19 protein-coding genes are annotated in these 17,029 nt (G+C 33.2%); 2 read left to right on the forward strand and 17 right to left on the reverse strand.

Annotated features, from left to right (window positions below):
* Positions 1 to 90: 90 nt before the first annotated feature.
* Positions 91 to 1,029, reverse strand: a complete 939-nt coding sequence (locus ABD011_RS01125; RefSeq protein ID WP_343795154.1) for an endonuclease/exonuclease/phosphatase family protein — start codon at positions 1,027 to 1,029, stop codon at positions 91 to 93.
* Positions 1,030 to 1,128: 99 nt separating this feature from the next.
* Here ABD011_RS01125 and hflX point away from each other — a divergent pair, with 99 nt between their 5' ends.
* The gene (gene hflX, locus ABD011_RS01130; RefSeq protein WP_343795155.1) at positions 1,129 to 2,349 is read left to right on the forward strand and encodes a GTPase HflX; all 1,221 of its coding nucleotides are present in this window, start codon (positions 1,129 to 1,131) and stop codon (positions 2,347 to 2,349) included.
* Between the two features lie 48 nt (positions 2,350 to 2,397).
* Here hflX and ABD011_RS01135 read toward each other — a convergent pair whose 3' ends face one another.
* The 13 genes from ABD011_RS01135 to ABD011_RS01195 all read right to left on the reverse strand — a co-directional run bounded on the left by ABD011_RS01135 (position 2,398) and on the right by ABD011_RS01195 (position 14,366).
* The gene (locus ABD011_RS01135; RefSeq protein ID WP_343795156.1) at positions 2,398 to 3,336 is read right to left on the reverse strand and encodes a DUF3078 domain-containing protein; all 939 of its coding nucleotides are present in this window, start codon (positions 3,334 to 3,336) and stop codon (positions 2,398 to 2,400) included.
* A gap of 73 nt (positions 3,337 to 3,409) precedes the next feature.
* Positions 3,410 to 3,922 (reverse strand): DUF2480 family protein, encoded by a 513-nt coding sequence (locus ABD011_RS01140; RefSeq protein ID WP_343795157.1) that lies wholly within the window; start codon positions 3,920 to 3,922, stop codon positions 3,410 to 3,412.
* A 53-nt stretch (positions 3,923 to 3,975) separates the two neighbouring features.
* Complete coding sequence (locus ABD011_RS01145; protein ID WP_343795158.1) at positions 3,976 to 5,811, reverse strand: ABC transporter ATP-binding protein; 1,836 nt, start codon at positions 5,809 to 5,811, stop codon at positions 3,976 to 3,978.
* A gap of 13 nt (positions 5,812 to 5,824) precedes the next feature.
* Positions 5,825 to 6,148 carry a DUF59 domain-containing protein gene (locus ABD011_RS01150; RefSeq protein WP_343795159.1) on the reverse strand — a complete coding sequence of 108 codons (324 nt, stop codon included), beginning with the start codon at positions 6,146 to 6,148 and terminating at the stop codon, positions 5,825 to 5,827.
* A gap of 1 nt (position 6,149) precedes the next feature.
* Positions 6,150 to 6,572 carry a SufE family protein gene (locus ABD011_RS01155; RefSeq protein ID WP_343795160.1) on the reverse strand — a complete coding sequence of 141 codons (423 nt, stop codon included), beginning with the start codon at positions 6,570 to 6,572 and terminating at the stop codon, positions 6,150 to 6,152.
* Positions 6,573 to 6,618: 46 nt separating this feature from the next.
* Positions 6,619 to 7,437, reverse strand: coding sequence for an META domain-containing protein (locus ABD011_RS01160; RefSeq protein WP_343795161.1), 819 nt, complete (start codon positions 7,435 to 7,437; stop codon positions 6,619 to 6,621).
* Positions 7,438 to 7,524: 87 nt separating this feature from the next.
* Positions 7,525 to 8,598 (reverse strand): zinc metalloprotease, encoded by a 1,074-nt coding sequence (locus tag ABD011_RS01165; protein WP_343795162.1) that lies wholly within the window; start codon positions 8,596 to 8,598, stop codon positions 7,525 to 7,527.
* A gap of 165 nt (positions 8,599 to 8,763) precedes the next feature.
* Positions 8,764 to 9,981 carry an aminotransferase class V-fold PLP-dependent enzyme gene (locus ABD011_RS01170; RefSeq protein ID WP_343795163.1) on the reverse strand — a complete coding sequence of 406 codons (1,218 nt, stop codon included), beginning with the start codon at positions 9,979 to 9,981 and terminating at the stop codon, positions 8,764 to 8,766.
* 6 nt (positions 9,982 to 9,987) lie between these two features.
* Positions 9,988 to 11,301 carry a Fe-S cluster assembly protein SufD gene (gene sufD, locus ABD011_RS01175; protein WP_134198237.1) on the reverse strand — a complete coding sequence of 438 codons (1,314 nt, stop codon included), beginning with the start codon at positions 11,299 to 11,301 and terminating at the stop codon, positions 9,988 to 9,990.
* Positions 11,302 to 11,367: 66 nt separating this feature from the next.
* Positions 11,368 to 12,120, reverse strand: a complete 753-nt coding sequence (sufC, locus tag ABD011_RS01180; RefSeq protein WP_129759926.1) for a Fe-S cluster assembly ATPase SufC — start codon at positions 12,118 to 12,120, stop codon at positions 11,368 to 11,370.
* Between the two features lie 3 nt (positions 12,121 to 12,123).
* Positions 12,124 to 12,549, reverse strand: coding sequence for a hypothetical protein (locus ABD011_RS01185; protein WP_343795164.1), 426 nt, complete (start codon positions 12,547 to 12,549; stop codon positions 12,124 to 12,126).
* Positions 12,550 to 12,566: 17 nt separating this feature from the next.
* Positions 12,567 to 14,015, reverse strand: coding sequence for a Fe-S cluster assembly protein SufB (gene sufB, locus ABD011_RS01190; RefSeq protein ID WP_343795165.1), 1,449 nt, complete (start codon positions 14,013 to 14,015; stop codon positions 12,567 to 12,569).
* Positions 14,016 to 14,036: 21 nt separating this feature from the next.
* Positions 14,037 to 14,366, reverse strand: a complete 330-nt coding sequence (locus ABD011_RS01195) for a HesB/IscA family protein (protein ID WP_129759923.1) — start codon at positions 14,364 to 14,366, stop codon at positions 14,037 to 14,039.
* Positions 14,367 to 14,542: 176 nt separating this feature from the next.
* Between ABD011_RS01195 and thiL the strand changes: the two genes are divergently transcribed.
* Positions 14,543 to 15,595 carry a thiamine-phosphate kinase gene (gene thiL, locus ABD011_RS01200; RefSeq protein ID WP_343795166.1) on the forward strand — a complete coding sequence of 351 codons (1,053 nt, stop codon included), beginning with the start codon at positions 14,543 to 14,545 and terminating at the stop codon, positions 15,593 to 15,595.
* Here the strand turns inward: thiL and ABD011_RS01205 are convergent.
* The 3 genes from ABD011_RS01205 to ABD011_RS01215 form a co-directional block, all read right to left on the reverse strand.
* Positions 15,579 to 15,812 carry a hypothetical protein gene (locus ABD011_RS01205; RefSeq protein WP_129759921.1) on the reverse strand — a complete coding sequence of 78 codons (234 nt, stop codon included), beginning with the start codon at positions 15,810 to 15,812 and terminating at the stop codon, positions 15,579 to 15,581. The two genes, thiL and ABD011_RS01205, sit on opposite strands and share 17 nt — an antisense overlap.
* Before the next feature lie 76 nt (positions 15,813 to 15,888).
* Positions 15,889 to 16,149, reverse strand: coding sequence for a hypothetical protein (locus ABD011_RS01210; protein WP_129759920.1), 261 nt, complete (start codon positions 16,147 to 16,149; stop codon positions 15,889 to 15,891).
* A 60-nt stretch (positions 16,150 to 16,209) separates the two neighbouring features.
* A complete protein-coding gene (locus ABD011_RS01215; protein ID WP_343795167.1) occupies positions 16,210 to 16,986 on the reverse strand; it encodes an alpha/beta fold hydrolase in 777 nt (258 codons plus the stop codon).
* Positions 16,987 to 17,029: the final 43 nt, after the last annotated feature.

Genomic DNA, 17,029 nt, shown 5'->3' on the forward strand with positions numbered 1-17,029 from the left:
GAAGATAAAAAAAAAGTATCTTAACAACCCATTAACATTATGATAATAGATTAAATGCATTTATCTCCGATAAAATGATTAAGCACTTTTTTAATCTGTTTTTCTTAACTCAATAAATACTGGAAAATGATCACTAAATCCGCCTTTGTATTTTTTTCCAACAAAAGTTCTGTAAGGCTGACCTTTATACTTACCATTATATTGTGTTAAAAATTTTGAGTCAAAAATATTGGCGTCAGAAAATTTTAATGTATTTGGTTTAGTCTCAAGAAAATTTATTGATACCATTATTTGGTCAAAAACATTCCAATTAAAATCATGATTAAGACTTCCTTTGTCAATGCTTCTTAAATTTTGCATTGGATTATAAAGGTTTGCACCTGCCACTAACTCTTCAACACTATCGTCATCTGGGTTATCATTAAAATCGCCCATAACAATAATTTTTGAATTAGGATTCTCTTGTTTTAAACGGTTAACAACTTCAATATTCTTTTGAGCAGCCAACACTCTTTTATATGATGATGCTTCTTCACCTTCTCTTCTTGATGGCCAATGGTTAACTATAATATGTATTTCTTCTCCTCCCAACATACCAGAAACCAAAAGAACATCTCTAGTGAAATCTATTTCACCATCTTCATCTGTGATGAAAATATTGAAGGTTTCAGAAGAATTTACTGTAAATACATCCTTATTATATATAAGAGCAACATCTATTCCTCGTTCATCAAGTGAATTATAATGCACATAATCGTAATTAATGGATTGCAAATCTTTACTCGCAAGCAAATCTTTTAATACACGCTTATTTTCAACCTCAGCTAAACCAATAATTGCTGGAGGTGTAGTATTCTCATCAGTTCCAATCTGTGAAATTACCGATCCAATTTTGTAAATTTTCCTATCGTATTTTTTTTGAGTCCATCTTTTATCCGAAGTTGGTAAAAAATCATCATCATTAGTAAATGGATCATTATGAATGTCGAATAAATTTTCAATATTATAAAACGCTATCGTGTATTGCATTGAATGTAGTTTTGCTTAAAAGAATAGACTAAAGGAAGCTCTAAAAATAAGAAAATTAAACTGCAAACAATTGTGTAACTTTGTGCTTTAAATTAATATATGCTAGAAAAAAAGGACATAACGTTAGAAAAAGCAGTTTTAATAGGTGTAATTACTAAAGAACAAGACGAATCGAAATCCAAAGAGTATCTCGATGAGCTTGAGTTTTTAACCTATACTGCTGGTGGCGAAGTGGTAAAACGTTTTACCCAAAAAATGGATATGCCAAACCCAAAAACTTTTATTGGGTCTGGTAAAATGAATGACGTACAAGAATTTATTAATGAAAATGAAATTGGTACCGCAATTTTTGATGACGAATTATCTCCAGCCCAAGAGCGCAACATAAGTAAAATACTTAACTGCAAAGTCTTGGACAGAACCAATTTAATTCTCGATATTTTTGCACAACGTGCACAAACCAGTTATGCAAGAACACAGGTTGAGCTTGCTCAATGCGAATATTTGCTACCTAGACTTAAAGGAATGTGGACTCACCTTGAGCGACAAAAAGGAGGAATTGGTATGCGTGGTCCTGGTGAAACCGAAATAGAAACTGACCGACGTATTGTACGTGATAAAATTGCATTGCTTAAAGCCAAAATAAAAACCATTGACAAACAAATGTCTGTGCAACGTGGCAACAGAGGTCAAATGGTTAGAGTTGCACTTGTAGGTTACACCAATGTTGGAAAATCTACCTTAATGAATGTTGTAAGTAAAAGTGAAGTATTTGCCGAAAATAAACTGTTTGCAACGCTAGACACTACTGTAAGAAAAGTAGTTATTCAAAACCTTCCGTTTTTAATGACAGACACAGTAGGATTCATTAGAAAACTACCAACTCAATTAGTTGAAAGTTTTAAAAGTACTTTAGATGAAGTTCGAGAAGCTGATTTATTACTTCATGTGGTCGATATTTCGCATCCTAATTTTGAAGAGCATATTGAATCGGTTAATAAAATATTAGATGAAATTCATAGCTCTGACAAACCTACTATAATGGTGTTTAATAAAATTGATGCCTATGAAGCCGAACCATTTGATGAAGACGATTTAATGGAAGAACGTACCAAAGCACATTACTCTCTTGAAGAGTGGAGAACCACTTGGATGAATAAAATAGGTGATTATGCTTTGTTTATTTCTGCATTGAATAAAGAGAACCTAGAAGACTTTAGAAAACGTGTTTATGATGAAGTTAGAAAAATTCATATCACACGCTTCCCTTACAATCACTTTTTGTATCCAGATTATTCCAAAGAAGATTTCGAATCATAAAAAAAGCACGCTAGTTAGCGTGCTTTTTAATTTTATATTCAATTTCAATTAGAATTTATAGCTTAATCCTAATGTCCAATAGGTTTGTAAATCATTATCTACATTACCAAAAGAAGGCTCGTCATCTCCAGATAAAGGATCAAAATTACCTAAAGCATAGTTTAACGCTTCTTGTTTGTTACTTCTTAAACCAAAGTCAAAACCAACACCAATCATTTTCCAAAGTGTGTAACCAAAAGAATTTGTCCATGTCCAGTTAGAAAGGTCTGAGCTCTTGTAGCTTTGGAACATTGATAAGTTAGATTTAAAGCTTACAGCTCCTATTTGTCTTGTATAGTCTGCTACAATTTTAGCACCAAGAGATGAATCAAAAATTGCATCATTATCAGCAAATACAAAGTTGTAGTTTAAAGGATGAACAACAACTATTAAATTATCAACAGGAGTCCAAGTAAAACCAACACCCACATCTAAATATCCTGGATCGTTAAAGTTGTTTAAAAGTGTCGTTCTGTATTCTAATAATGCAGAAGCTGCTAATTTGTTGGTGATATTTCTACCATATAAAGATGATAAGTTAAACACATCTGTTGTTGGGTTAAAATCATCATCATCTAAATCAGTATCCTTATCATCAAGTTTAATCCAGTTAAGGTTTGCTGTTAAAGCATTTCTCCAGAAATATTTTTCTTGAATTAAATTAGCATAACCGTTAAAAGATACACCTATACTACCTGATGAGTTATTTGGTGTTCCTTGTGCATACCAGTTGTTAAAGTTAGAAATGCTTCCTCCAATTGTACCAAAAGCACCTACTCTCCATCCTGGAAGCGCATCAATTTGAGCTTGTAGAGCATTAACTCTACCTTGTATAGCTGCAATCGAATCCTTTTTTGCTGCTTGTTCAGCCTTTAGTTCTTCCATTGTTTGAGCGTTAGTTGTAAACGCTACTGTAATTAAAGCAATTGTAAATAATAGTTTCTTCATTATACTTCTTTTTAAATCAAATTTTTACTGTACAAAAATAGTCTTTTTCTTAGACTCAACTTTATTACAAAAGTCACATTTTACCTTTCTTATATAAAGGTACAGTTGAGCAAGCTTCACCATACATAATAGATTTTGCTATAGGTTGTAATTTTGAAACAAGCAAGGTATAAGCAGATTCAGGGATAGGTTTGTTGGCACATCCTTTTATAATAAGAGGTTTTTCAGAATAGTCTGAAACATCTAATTGCGATATAATATCTTGATAAATTGCTGTTTCTAAAGTCACCAAATCACCAACTACAATTTTTTTGGCATAAGCCGAAACATGCGATGTAATAAGTAAATATGCCCAAGATGGAATTATGGCATCTACCGAACACGTTAATGCTAAATAAGCATCTTGATATTGTGACCAATCGTGCTCTTTAACAAAAGCTCTAAAATCAGATTCTTTTAAAATAAGTTCTTGAAACAGCCAGTCTTTTATATCAAATAACACGCGTTGCCCTTTTGGATAGTAGTCTTCCAAATCTATAGTAACAAGTTTACTATTTGCGACTCTGTTTATAATTTCTTCTGCCATACTACAAAGATAAATTGTTTTACTCGAAAATCGAGTGTTTAATATGTTGAAAGCTATTGATAACCTTCGGCCTGAAGTGTAAATAATTCAGCATATAACGATTTGTTTGCCATTAACGCTTCGTGAGTTCCTATTTCAAGAACACGACCTTCTTCTAGAACCAAAATTCTATCGGCTTGTCTAACTGTACTAAATCTATGCGAAATAATAATGCTTGTTTTTCCTTCGGTAAGTCCAATAAACCTTGTGAATACATCACTTTCAGCTTTGGCATCAAGTGCTGATGTAGGTTCGTCTAGAATCATTACTTCGGCGTTTTTCATATACGCTCTTGCTAAAGCTACTTTTTGCCATTGTCCACCAGAAAGTTCCATGCCGTTTACAAAACGTTTTCCTAATTGTTGGTTGTAACCGTGTTTTAGCTCTGAAATCACATCATTTGCTAAACTTAATTCAGCAGCATTTTCAATTTTTTCTTGATTGTTCAGTTCGTCAATGTCTCCAATAGCAATGTTTTCTTTTACAGTAAATTCATACTTAAAGAAATCTTGAAAAATCACTCCAAAAAACTCTTGATATTCGGCTTTATTAAAGCGATTTATATTAATACCATCTAATAAAATTTCTCCAGAAGTTGGTTCGTAAAAGCGTAATAACAGTTTGGTTAATGTGGTTTTTCCTGCACCATTTTGACCGACAAATGCTAGTTTTTCACCAGCTTGTAATGTAAACGAAATGCCTTTTAATATTTCAACTTCAGAACCTGGATACGAAAAACGCACGTCTTTAAACTCAAAACCTTGTTTAATCTGTTTTGGTAATGGTACATCTTCTTTGGTTTTTGAAGCCACAGAAATATCAACAAAATCAAAATAATCTTTAAGATATAAAGCACTTTCAGAAATACGTGTGAATTTTGAAAAAAAGTCTTGAAGGTTTTTCATAAGCCTATTGAAAGACCCAGAAAGAAACGTAAGTTCACCTAGTGTAATAGCGCCAGAAAGCACACGATAAATGATAAACACATAAGCACCATAATAACTTAATGAACCCAAAACGTTAAACACAAAACCTAAAGCTGAACGTTTTATAGCAAGGGTTTTGTTGAGTTCATAGTATTCTTCTGAAAGGTTTTTAAACCGATTTACAACAAAATCTGTAAGTCCAAAAAGCTTTATTTCTTTTGCTGTTTTATCATTGGCACCAATAAATCGTAAGTAATCTAATTCTCTGCGTTCAGCTGTCCAGCTTCTAGCCAATGAATATTGTTGTTGACTAAAGCGAACTTCGTTAATAAACGACGGAATTATACTCAATACCAACAAGATGATTAAATACGGTTCAAAATAAATTAAACCTGCCACAAGTGTTGCAATAGAAATAGCGCTTTGGGCTTGTCCTAACACATTAGACATAAGACCAACACGACCTGTGGTTTGTGTTCTGGCACGTTCTAGCTTATCGTAAAAATCGGCATCCTCTAACAGACTAATGTTAATTTGATTGGTCTTTTTTATAATAGTAACCGAAGTTGCAATATTATATTCATCGCCAAGTAAACCATCAGTTAGTGAAATAGCACGACTTACCAAATCTGATAAAATAACTAGGGTAAATTCTACAGCAACATAGGTCCAAAGTTGGGTGTAATCTGTAACCTCTAATGAGGTTTGAAGAATAATTTCATCTATAATGAGTTTTCCAACCCATAAAATAATAACAGGAAGCAATGCACCAATTAATCTGCAAAAGGCAGCAAGTAAAAAAAGTTTTTTGTTTACGTTCCAGATTTCTCTAAAAAACCTAGGAATGTAAACAAGCGCATTAAAAGACGACTTAAGATTAGGTTTTTTATCGTCTTTTAATGAAGTAGGCGTACGTCTTGGCATTTATAAAACCTTATTAAAGCATACCAAGTTCTAACTTGGCTTCTTCGCTCATTAAATCTTGACTCCAAGGCGGATCAAAAGTAATTTCTACTTCAGCAGATTTTACTTCGTCTATTGATTTCACCTTTTCTTCAACCTCTAAAGGCAATGTTTCAGCAACAGGACAATTAGGCGTTGTTAAAGTCATTAAGATTTTCACATCATAATCTTCGTTAACAAAAACGTCATAAATTAAACCTAATTCGTAGATGTCTACAGGAATTTCAGGATCAAAAATAGTTTTTAAAACCTTTACTATTTTTTCACCTAAAGCGTTTGTATCTATTGTGGTTTCCATATTAATTTAATTGTGTTTGGTATGCAACTGCATACATTTTTAATTGTTTTATCATACTTACTAAACCATTAGCTCTAGTAGGTGATAAATGTTCTTTTAGTCCAATTTCATCAATAAAATTTGTATTAGCTTCTATGATGTCTTTCGGGTGTTGGTTTGAGAATACACGAATTAAAATAGCGATAATGCCTTTGGTAATAATAGCATCACTATCTGCTGTAAAAACAACTTTATCTGTATCTAAATTGGCATGTACCCAAACTTTACTTTGGCAACCTTTTATAATAAAATCGTCGGTTTTGTATTGTGCATCAATCAGTGGAAGTGTTTTACCTAAATCTATCATGTATTGGTAACGTTCTTCCCAATCATCAAACATTGAAAATTCGTCTATAATCTCGTTTTGTATCTCTTGTATTGTCACAGTCTTTCTTTTATGCAAAAATACGAATAGTTATACAGCTTTTCAATTATTTACCCATTTCGGCAGTTGCCAATAATTTTTCAATTAAAGGCGCAACATATTTATTAGGGTTTCCAGCATCAAACGCAGGTGTTTGATAGGTTTTTCCTTTATATTCAATTATTAATCGACCTATTGGAGCACCATCATATTGATGAGCTTTTGAAGGTGATTCTAGTGTATTTAATTTTTCTAAATCTAATTCTTGAATCAATTTATTTAAAGTAGCTAAATCTTCTTCAGAACACGTTTTTTTAGCTTCTTTTAAATCTCTTCCTTTTAGAGTAGTCATAATACCATTTTGCAATTTTAACGAATTATGAAATCCTCTTGTAGTTGCAGAGTACTCAATTATATAATCGCTTTCTTGTGCAACTTTATTAGACTTTGTTTCGGTTTTAGAAGCTTTTAATACCACTGTGTCTCCACTCATAAAACTCAACTCTTCATTTACGAAAACTAATGTTTGGGTTTTAGATAATGCACTTAGCATTTTTCGTTCAATTGTATTAATACTGTCCATACAAAATCGTTTTGTAGACATTAGAGGTCCAAAAGTAATTGAATCATTTTCAAACGTATAATCTCCCATAAATTGATTACAACCAGAATAACCTGATACTTTATTTGTCTTATTATCAAAGGAAATGGTCAAATCGTCAGGTAATGTCTCATTATCATCAATGACTACTATTTTATAAGTTCCTGATAACGTCACTTTTTCTCTATTCATAGCGTTCTCATTACTATTTGTAAGCGAATCTTGTTTTGATGCTCCACAAGAGTTCAATAGTACTAGGTTTAATATGAGTAAAATTAATTTCATCTTCTACGTATTTTTGGTTTAGATAATTAATAATACAAAAAAGACGCCAAAATTGACGTCTTTTAAAAAATTATATAATTTAAAGGTTTAGTTTACCATAGCACTTCTTGGTCCTCCAGATGCAAAAATTGAACGCATTCTTGATTTTTGCCCTTCAGTAAACATATACATACATGCATCGTCTACATAATCCATATAATTCATTGTCATGTCATTTGAACGACAGTTAACCGTTGGATAAGATGGACATCCATAATTTGGACCATCAGAAGAAGGAGTATCAGATACAAAATCGTCTTGACGACATCTTCCATCTCCCCAAATATGACGTAAATTTAAGTAATGTCCTACTTCATGTGTAGTAGTTCTTCCTTCATCAAAAGGAGCAGAAAGATATCCTGTTGTTCCGAAGAAATTAGGCCCTACAACAACACCATCGGTAGCAGTTGGTCCACCAGGAAATTGAGCGTATCCTAAAATGCCTCCACCTATGTTACAAACCCAAATATTCAAATGTGTTTCAGGAGTTATAGGAGGATAAGTACTTTTAACTAAATCATTAGTTCCCCAAGATGTTCTTGAGTTAGAATGTCTAAACACGCCTGCTAATGAAAATGTGATTTCAGAATCTGCAACAAGACCTGCAAACTCTGTTGGTGCTTGACTAGCATCGCTATTTGTTGCTCTAAAATCTTCATTTAAAACATCAATTTGAGAATTAATTTGATTATCACTAATGTTTTCGTTTGAGTTACTATAAACTACATGTACATAAACAGGAATGTTAATTATTCCAAGGTTATCATCACCAGAGCCTCCATCTCCACCATCTCCACCAGAGCCTCCTCCGTTTCCATTTCCGTTTCCATTTCCACCTTTTTTACCAGCAATGAACTTACGGGAATTGAATTCGATATCGAACATATTTTGCTCTAAATTAGGATTTTCATTTAAAAGCCTGTTTAAATTCACCATTGAATAACATGCTTTTGAATTACCTTCAGCTATTCTTGAAGCCTCATCAGTATCAGCATCGGTATAGAGATAAAAATCACTCATATCAACTTTGGATTGATCGGTATTAGAAACCTCATTTTGATCGTCATTACATGACGTAAAAAGTAAAGCCAAAGCAGCCATACCTAAAAGTGTTTTTTTCATAATTATGTAGTATTTAATTTAAAATATTGCCGAATATATAATTATTTAGCAATTTTTTAACATAATTAATAAAAAATATTTAATTTTTCGACAAAACACATCACCCTCTTTTAGTTAAAAAAGAGTTAAAACAATGTTAATTAATTGATAATTAATGAATTGTTATTAAGATAACATCATTTGTGCTTTTTTGACACCTTCTACTAAAGCATCAATCTCTTCTTTAGTATTATAAAATGCAAATGAAGCTCTAACAGTACCAGGAATTTTGTAGAAATCCATAATAGGTTGTGCACAATGATGACCTGTACGAACAGCTATACCTAGTTTATCTAGAATAGTTCCTACATCATAAGGGTGAATTCCTTCTAAATTAAAAGAAACAACTGATGTTTTATGCTTAGAAGTTCCGTAAATTTTAAGTCCATCGATAGCGAGCAACTTTTCAGTAGCATACTCAAGTAGCTCATGCTCATAGTTTGCAATAGCATCAAAACCTATTGCATTCATATAATCAATTGCAGCTCCAAAAGCAATGCCTCCACAAATGTTTGGTGTTCCTGCTTCGAATTTGTGAGGTAAATCGGCATAAGTTGTTTTTTCAAAAGTAACTTCAGCAATCATTTCGCCACCACCTTGATATGGAGGCAACAGGTTTAACCATTTTTCTTTTCCGTAAAGTATACCAACTCCTGTTGGACCACACATTTTATGCGCAGAAGCGACATAAAAATCAACGTCTAAAGCCTGAACATCTGGTTTAATATGTGGACACGCTTGAGCTCCATCAACTAAAACCGCAGCATCTACTTGATGCGCTTTTTCAATGATAGCCTCAATTGGGTTAATGGTCCCTAGTGCATTTGAAATATGATTAACGAACACCAATTTGGTGTTTTGAGACAATAGCTTGTCAAATTCTAACATAACCAACTCACCATCTTGGTTCATTGGAATGACTTTTAGCGTTGCTCCTGTGCGTTCACACAACATTTGCCAAGGCACAATATTACTGTGGTGCTCCAAGGCAGAAACAATAATTTCGTCACCTTTTTTTAATAGTGATGAAAACCCATTAGCTACTAAATTAATACCATGCGTAGTACCAGAAGTAAAAATAATCTCGTGAGATTTTTTGGCATTAAAATGCGCTTGTATTTTCAGTCTAGCTTCTTCGTATTTGTCAGTTGCTTCCTGACTTAGTGTATGAACACCTCTGTGTATATTAGCATTATAACCACTGTAATAATCAACAATACAATCAATTACCTGTTGTGGTGTTTGCGAAGTTGCAGCATTATCAAAATACACTAATGGTTTGCCATTGACTTTTCTTGAAAGTATTGGAAAGTCTTTTCGTATGTCAGCTACATTTAAAGACATAAACCGTTATAAATCAAACCCAATATTAACGCCTAATTTTTTAGCGATAAGCTTAGTAATGCGTTGTTTTATTTCTGGGATTTTTACCGAATTCAATACATTGTTACTAAATGCATACATTAAAAGCGCTCTTGCTTCTTTTTCTGGTATTCCTCTTGAACGCATATAAAACATAGCACTTTCATCTAATTGACCAATAGTACAACCATGTGAACATTTTACATCATCAGCAAAAATCTCCAATTGAGGTTTAGAGTTGATAGTTGCTTTGTCACTAACTAAAATATTGTTGTTAGACTGGTAAGCATTGGTTTTTTGTGCTTCTTTTTCAACAACAACTTGACCGTTAAACACACCTGTAGCACTATCTCCAAAAATACCTTTGTAATCTTGATGACTTTCGCAATTTGGTTCTATATGATGTACTAAAGTATTATGGTCTACATGCTGCTTATCTCCAATAATTGTGATGCCTTTTAAAGTAGAATCTATACGCTCACCATTTTGGTAAAAATTAAGATTGTTTCTTGTTAATTTTCCTCCAAATGAAAACGTATGTACAGACACATGACTTTCTTGCTTTTGCTTGATAAACGTATTATCAATTAATGAAGCGTTTTGATTATCGTTTTGTATTTTATAATAGTCAGCAATAGCACGCTTGTTTGCAAAAATTTCAGTTACTGAATTGGTCAATACAGGGTTATCTGTAAGACTTTGATGACGTTCTATGATTTGCACATGAGAATTTTCGTCAACAACAATTAAATTACGTGGTTGCAACATTAAAGCGGCTTCATTTCCTGTTGAAAAATGCACGATTTGAATTGGTTTTTCAACCAACTTATTCTTAGGAATATGAATGTATGCACCTTCACTAGAAAATGCTGTATTTAATGATGGCAAACTGTCTTTTGTTGCAGCTTTATTAAAATAGTTTTCAATAACTAATCTGTATTTAGGCTTAGCCAAAGCAGCAGACATTAAACAAACGTCAATACCATCGTGTGTGGTTTGAGACAAGTGTGAAGAATACTTACCATCTATAAAAATAATTTTATAACTATCAATATCATGAATTAGGTAAGGCTTGATATCTTTATACTCAATAGCATTTTCAGTCTTTGGGAAAAGGCTGTAATCGTGTTTTAAAACACTATTAAGAGAAGTATATTTCCAAGCTTCTTCTTTTTTAGTAGGAAATCCTTTTTGCTCAAATGTTTTTATAGCTTCGTTTCTTATATCATGAATTGGAGAAGCATCTTCTAAATGATCTTCAAAAGCAAAAAACGATGAGACTAATTTATCTTTTAATTCCATTTTTTACAGTTTGCAGTTTCAGTTTGTGATATCAACTACCACTTACTGTTAACTGATTACTGGCATTTATGCGCCAACTTCTTCTTTAATCCAATCGTAACCTTTTTCTTCTAGCTCGTGAGCTAATTCTTTTGGTCCTGATTTTACTATTCGCCCGTTATGTAAAACATGTACATAATCTGGAACGATATAGTCCAATAAACGTTGGTAATGCGTAATAACAATTACAGCATTGTCTTTACTCTTTAACTTGTTTACTCCATTTGCAACAATACGAAGAGCATCAATATCTAAACCTGAATCGGTTTCATCCAAAATAGCCAATTTTGGTTCTAACATTGCCATTTGGAAGATTTCATTACGCTTTTTCTCTCCACCTGAAAAACCTTCATTTAATGAACGTGATAAGAACTTGCGATCAATTTCTAAAAGCTCAGATTTTTCACGAATTAATTTCAGCATTTCATTAGCTGGCATTTCTTCAAGTCCTTTTGCTTTACGTGTTTCGTTGATGGCTGTTTTCATAAAATTGGTAACCGAAACACCTGGTATTTCAACAGGATATTGAAAGGATAGGAAAATACCTTTATGTGCACGCTCTTCAGCAGCTAACTCATCGATATTTTCACCTTCAAGAATGATTTCACCTTCTTCAACTTCATAGTCTTCTCTTCCTGCAATTACTGATGCCAAAGTACTTTTACCTGAACCATTTGGCCCCATAATAGCATGTACCTCTCCTGCTTTAACCTCTAGGTTAATTCCTTTTAGTATTGCTTTGTCCTCAACACTTGCGTGTAAGTTATCTATCTTTAACATATCTTATTTTGTTCCTAATTTTATAACGTTATTCTCATCTGCTTTAGAAGCAGAAACTTTTAGTATTTCTTTAATTTCTACTCTGTAATCCCAACCTTCTTCGTTTTTCGGTTTCGGAATTATTTCCCCTCTAACCTCAACAGTCACATAATCTGTAGCTTCTTTTTTGTATTGTTGAGCCATATCGTTTAGCTCATGCATTTTTTTATCGATAACAACTCCATACACTGTAGTATTGGTTTGAATAACAGCAGCATCAGCATAGTATACAAACTCCCCAACCACAAGTGTCAATCCATCATTTTGCTTTGCTGTTTTACCATCAACATTTTCGATAGTTGTTTCGGTAGAACTTGTGTCGCTCTTAGAATCGTTTTTACATGAAAACAATACTGCAGATACTAAAAGTGCTAAAAAGATTTTTTTCATCTGTTTGTTTTTAGTGTTTATCCAACTGAGCCTTCTAAACTTATTTCTAATAACTTTTGTGCTTCAACAGCAAACTCCATTGGTAACTTGTTTAATACTTCTTTGCTAAAACCGTTTACGATTAAGGCGATTGCTTTTTCAGTATCGATACCACGTTGGTTACAGTAAAATATCTGGTCTTCACCAATTTTACTGGTTGTTGCTTCGTGCTCTATTTGAGCCGATTTATTTTTAGCTTCAATATATGGGAATGTGTGCGCTCCACACTCATTACCCATTAGCAAACTATCACACTGTGAAAAATTACGAGCATTGTCTGCACGAGAACTGATTTGAACTAAACCTCTGTAAGAGTTTTGAGATTTTCCTGCTGAAATACCTTTTGAAATAATGGTTGACTTAGTATTTTTTCCTAAATGAATCATTTTAGTTCCTGTATCTGCTTGCTGGAAATTATTAGTTACAGCAATAGAGTAAAACTCACCTACTGAGTTATCTCCTTTTAACACACAGCTTGGGTATTTCCAAGTAACAGCACTTCCTGTTTCAACTTGCGTCCAAGAAATTTTTGAGTTTTTCTCACACAATCCACGTTTGGTTACAAAATTGTAAACGCCTCCTTTACCTTCGGCATTTCCTGGGAACCAGTTTTGAACTGTTGAATACTTTATCTCAGCATCTTCCATAGCAATAAGCTCAACAACTGCTGCATGCAATTGGTTTTCATCTCTACTTGGAGCTGTACAGCCTTCTAGGTAACTTACATAGCTGCCTTCGTCTGCAACCACAAGTGTTCTTTCAAATTGTCCTGTTCCTGCTTGGTTAATTCTGAAATAGGTTGATAATTCCATTGGGCAACGTACACCTTTAGGAATGTAACAAAACGACCCATCACTAAATACTGCACTGTTTAATGCTGCGTAAAAATTATCGGTTTTTGGAACAACCGTTCCTATGTATTTTTTTACAAGTTCTGGATGTTCTTTAATTGCTTCTGAAATTGAGCAGAAAATAATACCTTTTTCTGCTAATGTTTTTTTGAAGGTTGTTGCAACAGAAACTGAGTCAACAACAACATCCATTGCTACTCCTGCAAGTTTCTTTTGCTCATCCAAAGAAATCCCTAGCTTATTGAACGTTTCTAATAATTCAGGATCAACCTCATCTAAGCTTTCATATTTAGGCTTTTTGTTAGGTGCTGAATAATAAGATATGGCTTGAAAATCTGGTTTTTCGTAGTTTACATTTGCCCATTCTGGTTCAACCATTTGTTCCCAAACTCTAAAGGCTTCTAAACGCCATTCAGTCATCCACTCTGGTTCTTCTTTCTTTTTAGAAATAGCACGAACAACATCTTCGTTTAAACCTACAGGAAAAGTATCAGATTCTATATCTGTATAAAATCCGTACTCATATTCCTTGGTTTTTAACTCTTCTCTTAAATCGTCTTCGGTATACTTACTCATTAGTTATCTCGCTTCAAAAAATTACAGTGAAAATGATTCACCACAACCACATGTTCTATTAGCATTAGGGTTGTTAAATACAAATCCGCTTCCGTTTAAACCTCCTGAATACTCAAGAGTTGTTCCTATAAGGTATAAAAAGCTTTTTTTATCAACAATTATTCTTACACCATTATCTTCGAAAACCTTATCTTCTTCATTCTGTGCTTTATCAAACTTTAAATCGTACGATAAACCAGAACAACCTCCACTTTTAACACCTACACGAACAAAGTCTGTTGCTGAGTTGAAACCATCTTCGGTCATTAACTCTACAACTTTCTTTTTAGCTGTATCTGATACTTTAATCATAATTGTTTTAATTACGTCTAAATTGACTGCAAATATACAATATAAGAAGGGTTTTACCATACAACCTAACATTATATTAGCAAATAGTTGCATAAGCTAAACAGATAACACAGCTGCTTGCTCATTAATTTATAAAATGGCATAAGTTTTTACTTCATAATCTTTAAATTTGCAGCATGATAGAAGATAAAAATCAACAACGTACTCCACTTTCAGAATTAGGAGAATTTGGACTTATAGATCATTTAACAAAACACTTTGAGGTTAAACACAAATCAACCATTAAAGGTATTGGTGATGATGCTGCTGTGCTAGACTTTAAGTCTAAACAAATTGTGCTTACAACCGATATGCTAGTTGAAAATGTGCATTTTGATCTTAGCTACATGCCTTTAAAACATTTAGGTTACAAAAGTGTAATGGTCAACCTTTCTGATGTGTATGCTATGAATGCCAATGCAACACAAATTACGGTTTCTATTGCTGTTTCTAACCGCTTCCCTGTTGAAGCACTCGAAGAGTTGTATAGTGGTATTCAAACTGCTGCTGCTGTTTATGGTGTTGACGTTATTGGTGGTGACACCACCTCTTCAACTACTGGTTTAATTATTTCGGTTACTGCTGTTGGTGAAGTTGCAACTGATGATGTGGTTTATAGATCAGGAGCAAAACCTAACGACTTACTTGTTGTTACTGGTGATTTAGGTGGAGCATACATGGGTTTACAAGTTTTAGAACGCGAAAAAGAAGTGTTTAAAGTGAACCCTCAAAACCAACCAGACTTGGACATGTACACGTACATTATTGAACGTCAATTAAAACCTGAAGCTAGAAAAGACATAGTAAAACTTCTAAAAGACTTGGAGGTAAAACCTACATCTATGATTGATATAAGCGATGGTTTGTCTTCTGAAATTATTCATTTGTGCAAACACAGCGATGTTGGTGTTGAATTGTATGAAAACAAAATACCTTTAGACCCTCAAGTAATTTCAACTTGCGAAGAGTTTGATATAGACAGTACAACTGTAGCTTTAAATGGTGGAGAAGATTATGAACTTTTAATGACGATTTCTCAAGACGATTACCCTAAAATTAAAGCAAACCCAAATTTGAGTGTTATAGGATTTATTACAGAAAAAAGCAGCGGAATGCATTTGGTAACTAGAGCAGAAGCTAAAATTCCAATAGTTGCTAAGGGTTGGAACGCTCTTAATAATCAGGAATAAGCGCTTTTTGTTTTTTGTTGTGAACTCTTCGGTTGTGTATACGCTCTAAAACCGAATTTATTTCTTTGTATTTTGGTGTTAAAGGAATCATTTCTCCTTTACCATTAATGGTCGTTTGTGCATTACAGTTTTTGCACTTGTACTCTTTGACATGATACGTAACTTTTTTAGCTACTTTGTACTCATGACCAAATAAAGAACAGTAGAGATTTTTCACTTGACTTGCTATTTTAGTTATTACTTTAGAGGATTTCTAAATATATGAAAATCAAGTAAAAACTTACAAGCAATTGTTAATATATCGATGAACTGAGTGTTTTTGACTTTAAACGTATCATCCTTCTTGTGTAAATCTCTTCAAGGATAATATTGATTTCTTTGTACTTAGGCGTAAGCTCAGTTAAATTTCCGTTGCTATTTGTAGTAAGTTGCTTTTTGCAACATTTGCAAGTGTATTCTTTTACGTGTGAAGTTACTTTTTTTGATACTTCATATTTGTGACCAAAAAAATCACAAATTAGTTTAGAGGCTGGGTTAGTTGTAGTTTTTTTCATGTTATCGAGATTTGGGACTGTTAACTTAGAAAAAAACAAAATAAAAACTGTTTAAAAGCTCTATTTTTCGATAAAACGTAAAATATTGTAAGTTAATTCTTTCGTATTTTCAATATGACTCATATGTCCATCAGGAAATTCAACAATTTTTACATCAGAATGTTCAACATGAGATACCGTTGTATTAAACTCTAAAACAGGATCTTTACGTCCAACTATAAGCATTTTCTTTATAGGAAGTGCTTTAAAAAACCGTGTTCTGTCTTTACGCGTTTTCATGCCTTCTAATGCTGCAACAATACCTTGAAGCGAAGTCTCCAAAGCTTGTTCTTTAACAAAATCAATTGCTTCTTTTAACGTTTCTCGATTTTCGGGAGCAAACAAATTGGCAACAGACATACTCACAAAGGCTCTATGATTTTGTTTAACAGCCTTTATAGCTCTGTCTCTGTTTAACTTACGTTCGCCACTATCTTCTTGAGCGGTAGAATTCATTAAACACAAACCTGTAACATCACTAGTGTAGTTTTCTGCATAAGCTAAAGCAACATATCCACCCATTGAATGGCCAATAAAATTTGCTTGTTCAATCTGTAAATGTTCTAATACAGCTTTTACTGCTTCAGCCATCATTTCCATAGTATGGATATAACCAATACTATCTGTTTGTCCATGACCCAGTAAATCTATGGTTACAACTCTGTGGTTTTTGGAAATCTCAGGACCTAAATTAGTCCACATAGTAGAGTTTTCTAAAAAACCATGTAACAAGACTACTGCTTCGCCTTTACCTTCATCAGTAAAGTATAAATTTATGTTCTTATATTTTATTGTCATTATTCTATAAAGAAATGCAAAGATAGTGTTATAGGAGAATACT

It is taken from the genome of Gaetbulibacter jejuensis, assembly GCF_039524015.1.
Classification (GTDB): Bacteria; Bacteroidota; Bacteroidia; order Flavobacteriales; family Flavobacteriaceae; genus Gaetbulibacter_B; species Gaetbulibacter_B jejuensis.